This is a genomic window from Arenimonas sp. (genome assembly GCF_019459675.1).
GTDB lineage: Bacteria > Pseudomonadota > Gammaproteobacteria > Xanthomonadales > Xanthomonadaceae > Arenimonas.
The window spans coordinates 1-5,410 of sequence record NZ_JAIBFH010000058.1; the positions used below are offsets into that span (position 1 = coordinate 1).

6 protein-coding genes are annotated in these 5,410 nt (G+C 68.4%); 3 read left to right on the forward strand and 3 right to left on the reverse strand.

Annotated features, from left to right (window positions below; all coding sequences use genetic code 11):
- Positions 1-5: 5 nt before the first annotated feature.
- Together K0M70_RS02220 and K0M70_RS02225 are read right to left on the reverse strand one after the other, a co-directional pair.
- Positions 6-314: a hypothetical protein gene (locus K0M70_RS02220; protein WP_290778702.1), complete on the reverse strand. Its 309-nt coding sequence runs from the start codon at positions 312-314 to the stop codon at positions 6-8.
- Between the two features lie 187 nt (positions 315-501).
- Positions 502-1,599, reverse strand: coding sequence for a sensor domain-containing diguanylate cyclase (locus tag K0M70_RS02225; RefSeq protein ID WP_290778704.1), 1,098 nt, complete (start codon positions 1,597-1,599; stop codon positions 502-504).
- A gap of 153 nt (positions 1,600-1,752) precedes the next feature.
- Here K0M70_RS02225 and K0M70_RS02230 point away from each other — a divergent pair, with 153 nt between their 5' ends.
- The 3 genes from K0M70_RS02230 to K0M70_RS02240 are packed head-to-tail and all read left to right on the forward strand — an operon-like array spanning position 1,753 to position 4,760.
- Positions 1,753-3,342 carry an inorganic phosphate transporter gene (locus tag K0M70_RS02230; protein WP_290778706.1) on the forward strand — a complete coding sequence of 530 codons (1,590 nt, stop codon included), beginning with the start codon at positions 1,753-1,755 and terminating at the stop codon, positions 3,340-3,342.
- A 39-nt stretch (positions 3,343-3,381) separates the two neighbouring features.
- Positions 3,382-3,750: a YajD family HNH nuclease gene (locus K0M70_RS02235; RefSeq protein WP_343211186.1), complete on the forward strand. Its 369-nt coding sequence runs from the start codon at positions 3,382-3,384 to the stop codon at positions 3,748-3,750.
- On the forward strand, positions 3,747-4,760 hold the full coding sequence (locus K0M70_RS02240) for an alpha/beta hydrolase (RefSeq protein ID WP_290778708.1): 1,014 nt from the start codon (positions 3,747-3,749) through the stop codon (positions 4,758-4,760). The genes K0M70_RS02235 and K0M70_RS02240 overlap by 4 nt, the downstream gene beginning before the upstream one ends.
- Here K0M70_RS02240 and K0M70_RS02245 read toward each other — a convergent pair.
- Positions 4,734-5,297: a BLUF domain-containing protein gene (locus tag K0M70_RS02245; protein ID WP_290778710.1), complete on the reverse strand. Its 564-nt coding sequence runs from the start codon at positions 5,295-5,297 to the stop codon at positions 4,734-4,736. The two genes, K0M70_RS02240 and K0M70_RS02245, sit on opposite strands and share 27 nt — an antisense overlap.
- Positions 5,298-5,410 lie beyond the last annotated feature (113 nt).

Sequence of the window (5,410 nt, forward strand, 5' to 3'; positions counted from 1 at the left end):
AGCCCTTACGGCGTTTCGTCGCCGTCTTCGCCCTGGTTGCCTTGGTTGCCCTGCTCACCCTGCTCACCGGTTGCGCCGGTGTCGCCCGTGTAGCCCTGTTCACCCGTTGCGCCCGTGGCGCCGGTGTAGCCGGTGTTGCCCGTGTTGCCCTGCTCGCCGGTGCTGCCGGTGCTGCCGGTAGCGCCAGTGGCGCCGGCCGGGCCGGCCGGGCCGGGGGTGGTGGTGGCCGGAACGGTGACAACGGTCGGCTGCGGCTCGCAGGCCGCCAGGCCAAGGGTGGCAAGCAGGGAAAGCATCATCACAGTGCGATTCATGGGTATTCCTTCAAGTGGATGGAGCACGGCGCAGGAGCCTGCGTCCCGTGTTGCCTGGACGCACGCCAGAGGTCTGCACCCGGGCTGGCCACAGGTTGCGCGTTGGGGTGTGCGGCGTCGGTGCGCTGGCGCTCACAGGTGCTCCCGACAGCGAGTCGAGGCATGGGGCAGGGCCCGGGACCGCCGTTCAGGCGGTAGGCGGCTGCACGGGATCGCGTGCCACGGTTTGGTTGCGGCCGGCGTGCTTGGCGCGATACAGCGCCCGATCCGCCGCTTCCATCCATTCGCGCAGCGCCAGGCCCGTGTCGGGCGGCAAGGCCAGGCCCAGGCTGATGGAACAGCGCAGGCCGGGATGGTGGGGGAACTCGATCGCCTCCACCGTGGTGCGCAGCCGCTCCGCGACCGCCTCGGCTTCGCGCAGCCCCAGGGGCATGGCCAATGCGAACTCATCGCCACCCCACCGCCCGGGGTGGCTGTGCTGGGGCAAGGTGTGGCGGATGATGCCGGCGATGGCTACCAGCACGTCGTCGCCCACGGCGTGGCCGTAACGATCGTTGATGCTCTTGAAGTGGTCCACGTCCAGCAGCGCGAGGGTGGCGTCATGGCCTTGCGACTGGTGGCGCTTGAGCAACCGGGCCGCTTCGGACTGCCAATGGCTGCGGCTTGCCAGGCCGGTCAGGGGGTCGCGACGGGCAATTTCGGCCAGCTGCAGGTTCTGCTTTTGCACCTTGCGCACCAGCTGGTAGCTGCTTTGGCTTACCGCCAGGGTGTGGATCACCATGATGGGAAGGCACGCCAGCAAAACGAGGGTGCTGGTGGGGTAGGCGATCTCGAAGCCCGTCATCAGCCCAACGGCCAGCATGGCGCCGAACAGGCCCGGCAGCGAACGCAGCCAGAGCCAGCGCACGCCGGTATTGATTTTATCGGCGATGGACACCGATACCAGCAGCGCCGAGGGCAGCAGGTTGAAATGAAGCAGCGGCACCAGGCTGCCGGCCAGCACGGAATCGAACAGGAAGTTGCGCAGCTCAGCCTTGAAAGGATCGGCGCTGGTGCGGGCCAGCGCATAGGCCAGGTGCGGCCAGATGAAGCAGGGGAACACCATCCAGGCCCAGTAGGGCCAGGCGGAGCCCAGCTCGTGCAGCACCGCCATGACCGGCAGCGAAGCCAGCCCCATGCCTAGCACCCGGAAGCGATACGCGCGGCGCGGCAGGGTGCGCAGGTGGCCGGCCGGCTCCGGTTGGCCCGGCGCCGCGGCTGCCCTGTCGTTGCTGGCTTCTACCATACGCCGGAGGATAGCAAGCCCTGCTGTAGCGGCACACCGGGCGGCCCCGGGCTGTCTTAAAACGGTCATGAAGCAGTAAAATGCCGGATGCCCGACCCAGGCATCGTCGGCGCCTCCGCGCCCAGCGCAGGCCAGCCCCGGAGCTCCACCGCCATGAGCCATGACGTTCCTGTCACACCCGCCAAAGCCAAGGCCGCAAGCGCCGGCGGCTGGCTCGATACGTTGGCCAGGCTGGGGCTGGGACTGCTGTTCATCCTGGGCACCATCGCTTACGTCGTCTGGTTCCGGGACGGCCAGTCCAGCCCGGTGCTGGTGGTGGCGGCGGTGTTCGGCGCCTACATGGCCATGAACATCGGTGCCAATGACGTGGCCAACAATGTCGGCCCGGCCGTGGGTTCGAAGGTGCTGACGCTGGGCGGGGCGCTGGTGCTCGCGGCCATTTTCGAGGCGGCGGGCGCGGTGATTGCCGGCGGCGACGTGGTGGGTACCATCCGCAGCGGCATCATCAACCCCGATCTGATTGCCGACAGCCAGACGTTCGTCTGGGCCATGATGGCGGCGCTGCTGGCGGCGGCCCTGTGGCTCAACCTTGCCAGCGCCGTGGGCGCGCCGATTTCCACCACGCACTCCATCGTGGGCGGCGTGATGGGTGCCGGCATCGCCGCCAGCGGGCTGGCGGTGGTGAATTGGGACGTCATGACGGGCATCGCCCTGAGCTGGCTGGTGTCGCCGCTGATGGGCGCCGGCATCGCCGCCGGCTTCCTGTACCTGATCAAGCGCACCATCACCTACCGCCAGGACATGGTGGCTGCCGCGCACTCGCGGGTTCCGGCGCTGGTGGCGCTGATGGCCTGGGCGTTCGCCACCTACCTGCTGCTCAAGGGCCTCAACAAGCTGGTGCCGGTGGGCTTCGGCGCGGCCGTCCTTGCGGGGCTGGGCGTGGCGGTGGTGGTGTACTTCGGGTCGAAGACGACCATAGCGCGACGCAGCGGCGAACTGGAGAACAGCAAGGCGGGCATCAACCGGCTGTTCGGCCTGCCGCTGATCTTCGCGGCGGCGATGCTGAGCTTCGCGCATGGCTCCAACGACGTCGCCAACGCCATCGGGCCGCTGGCGGCCATCGTCGACGTGGTGTCCAACACCGTGGTGTCCGAGAAGGCGCCCATACCGTTCTGGGTGATGGCGCTGGGTGCGCTGGGCATCGTGGTGGGCCTGGCGCTGTTCGGGCCGCGCGTTATCCGCACGGTAGGCAGCGAGATCACCGAGCTCGATCCGATGCGCGCCTACTGCATCGCCATGGCCGCCACGCTGACGGTGATCCTGGCCAGCCAGCTGGGGCTGCCGATCAGCACCACCCACGTGGCGGTGGGCGCGGTGTTCGGCGTCGGCTTCCTGCGTGAATACCTCAAGACCAACTACAGCCGCATCGTCGAGGACATCAAGTCGCACCATCCCGACGGCGACCAGCCGGCGCTGGACGAGTTCATGGCGCGCTTCAGCGCGGCCACCATCGAGCAGCGTGGCCAGATGCTGGCCGAGCTCAAGCTCGATTTCAAACGGCGCCAGGGCCCGGACTACCTGGTGAAGTCCGACCGCAAGCTGCTGCGCAAGCAGCACCGCAAGGAGCTGGTGAAGCGCTCGCTTGTGCTGCGCATCATCGCCACCTGGATCATTACGGTGCCGGCGTCGGCGCTGCTGGCGGCATTGTCCTTCTACATGCTGCGAGGCATGCTGCTGACCTGACGGACCCACCCGGGGTCCATCCCGAGGTTGGCTACGCCCATGTCTACCGGAAAATCCCGCGAGGAAGTGGACCGCATCATCGCCCAGTCCCGGCGCGATGCCGCCCAGCGCGACCTCGGTTATCGCGAGCGCGCGCTGAAGATGTACCCCTGGATCTGCGGCCGCTGCGCCCGTGAGTTCACACGCACCAACCTGACCGAGCTCACGGTGCACCATCGCAACCACGACCACGATTTCAATCCGGCCGACGGCAGCAACTGGGAGCTGCTGTGCGTGTACTGCCACGACAATGAACACTCGCGCTACGTCGACCACACCGGCGTGAGCGCGCTGGACGCCGAGGACAAGGTGGCGCCTGCCACCGGCAACCCCTTCGCCAACCTCAAGTCACTGCTCAAGCGCGAATGACCCGCCGTCCGCGCTGGAAGTCCATGCTGCGGTGGCTGGCGTATGGCGCTTGTGCACTGGGCCTGGGGTTGGTCGTGCTGGTGGCGGCGTTCTGGGCGCCGTCCCGGTCGGCGGACCAACTGAAGGCGCGCTGGGCGCCGCCGCCGTCGACGTTCCTGCCTCTGGACGGCATGCAGGTGCACTTGCGCGACGAGGGTCCGCGCGACGATCCCACGCCTATCCTGCTGCTGCACGGCACCTCCGACAGCCTGCACACCTGGGATGGATGGACGCCGCTGCTGGTCGCTTCCGGGCGCCGCGTGATCCGCGTGGACCTTCCCGGGTTCGGACTCACTGGGCCGTTTCCAGACGGTGACCACCGCATTGCCGCGTATCCGCGCTTCGCGTCGCATCTGCTCGACGCGCTGGACGTGCGGCGGGCGGTGGTGGCAGGCAACTCGTTCGGCGGCCAGGTTGCGCTGGAACTTGCCCTGGCGCAGCCCGATCGCATCGAGCGACTGGTGCTGGTGGACGCACTGGCTTATCCGCGCAGCGCCAGCAAGGTGCCCATCGGCTTCGTGGTGGCGTCGCTCCCAGGTGTGAACCGGCTGATGGACTACGTACTGCCGCGGGCACTGGTCGAGGGCAGCGTCCGCAGCGTCTACGGCGACCCAACGAAGGTCACTCCTGCGCTGGTGGACCGCTATTACGAACTGGCCCTGCGCGACGGCAACCGCGCCGCCCTGCGCAACCGGTTCGGCGACCTGCCCGATGAAGCTTACGCGCAGCGCGTGCGGCGGCTACGGCTGCCAGTGCTGCTGCTGTGGGGTGGCCGGGACCAGCTCATCCCCATCGCGGCCGCCGAGCGCTTCCTGGGCGATATCCCGGGCAGCCGGCTGGTCACTTTCCCGCAGCTGGGGCATGTGCCGCAGCAGGAGGATCCTCAGGCAACGGTGATTCCGGTGCTGGCCTTCCTAAACGAGGGAGGCGCGCCTGGTGGTGCCTCAGGGAAGGAAGTGCAGGGCCAGTGACAACGCGCCCAGCACGGCGCCGACAGCGCCCAGGGCAATGGCCAATTTCACCCCGGGGGGCATCGGCGGGCTCCGGCGAGGCTCTTCGGGGACAGGCGGCAGGGCCGCGTCGGCGCCGCGCAGCAGCAGCTCAACCGTGGCCTGCCGCAGGGAGTCGTCGAAGCTGTAGGGATCGAACGTCGTGCGCCCGTGCCGCACCATCAGGGCCTGCACCTCGGCGGCATTGGGCACCAGCTTCATGGCCCAGTTCGAGAACCGCGTGCTCGACACGTTCTCCCTGGCCAGGACACGCAGGTCGGTGTGGCGGGGGTCGCCGTGGAGGCGCTGGTAAAGGGCTTCCACGGCCGCCTCGGGTCCTTCCAGGCACTGGAAGAAACAGCCGTCGCCGAAGTACAGCGCTCCGACCAGCTGCTGCCGGGGGTTGTTTCGCCGTGACTGGACCATGATGCGCGCCACTTCACTCTGGATACCGCTGGTGAAGCGGTTCAGTGGAAAGGTGGCGCGGCTCGCGTAGGTCAAACGCAGCAGCTGGGGCATGGCGGGTACCTCTAACGGGCCGCCAAGATCGCATGCAGCACAGCATGCCCGCGTGAACGGCCTTTCCCCGGCGGGACCCGCCTGACGGGGCGGGGGGGGGGGCCATTGGCCCC